Raw genomic sequence first — 574 nt, forward strand, 5'->3', positions numbered from 1 at the left:
GAACTATTGGTTCGCGCTCAATGAGGACCGCCCGCTGTTCTTCTTCGCTGGCCTCTGGACGCCATGGCATGGGGTACGCAAGGTCAAGGACGGTCCCGGCGACTTCGAGCTTTACGGTTTCATGACGACCGCGCCGAACGCCCTCATCAAGCCCATCCACGAAAAAGCCATGCCGGTGATCCTGAGGACGCAGGAGGAAACCGAGACGTGGCTGACAGCGCCTTGGTCGGAAGCGAAGCGGCTGCAGCGCACGGCCCCGGACGATGCCCTGGTGATTGTCAAGAAGCCGGCCACGCAGATCAAGTTTCCGCAGCAGGCACCGCAGGCTCCGGCTCAGGGCTCACTGTTCTAGGCGGTGTGGACAAATTCCGCATACCACCGTGGCCCCCAGCGCCCCCTGGGCCGGCAGGGGCGAGGCGCGAGGCCGACGACGGAGTGGACCTCAAGGCCGAGCAACGCTGCCAAGGCCGCCGCTTCGATCGGGACCTTGGCCGATGAATTTTCGAGGAGGGTTTGAGCTTCTTGTTCGTTCCTTCGTCACTACGGCGAAACCCGAACCCTCCTCAATATACAC

General features: G+C 62.7%; 1 protein-coding gene. It reads left to right on the top strand.

What is annotated here, in order from left to right; translation table 11 throughout:
- On the top strand, positions 1 to 352 hold a 352-nt coding region (locus ACXJ7R_RS35930; RefSeq protein WP_457155917.1), incomplete at its 5' end, for an SOS response-associated peptidase family protein.
- Between the last annotated feature and the right edge of the window lie 222 nt (positions 353 to 574).

It is taken from the genome of Mesorhizobium sp. P5_C1 (assembly GCF_054049815.1).